Annotated in this window: 1 protein-coding gene; it reads left to right on the plus strand. The window is 31.5% G+C overall.

Annotation, left to right across the window (positions count from 1 at the left end; genetic code table 11):
- Positions 1–521, plus strand: a 521-nt coding sequence (locus tag CQA57_RS08225) for a hypothetical protein (RefSeq protein ID WP_170126869.1), incomplete at both ends; no start/stop codon positions are given.

Here is a 521-nt window from a genome sequence, read left to right on the forward strand (position 1 = left end):
ATATAAAAATCTATTTTGCAAATAAAGGAACTATTAGAAGTAATCTAGTTTTTGGTATGGGTGGAGATGGTTCTACAGGAACTTTTGTTATTGCTAAAAAAGCTCCTACAGATCCAAATAATCCAACAGATGAGGAAAAAAGAGTAGATGACCTAACCATTGAAGGTAGTATCACTAACAATGGTTTAAGTGGCTATACGGTTACTGCAGATAAATTTTTAATGGATGGGTATGCAACAGTAGGTGGTGGAAAAGCTCTAACTTTTGATACTTATCAAGCAACTTTTAATAATTTCACACTAAATAATAGTGGAACTACAACAATTACAACAAAAAATGTTGATTTCAAAACTCTATTTAAATTAAACAATAGCGGGACAACTACCATTTCTGCAACAGAAGGTGGAGCAACATTTGAAAATTTTTCATTAAATAATACTAACAAGGTAGAGATTTCAGCTAAAACATATCTTGTAATAAATGGTGCAAGCAGTGATATCACTACCAAAGGGAATTTAACA

Origin of the sequence: Helicobacter anseris, assembly GCF_003364335.1 — a bacterium.
GTDB lineage: Bacteria > Campylobacterota > Campylobacteria > Campylobacterales > Helicobacteraceae > Helicobacter_H > Helicobacter_H anseris.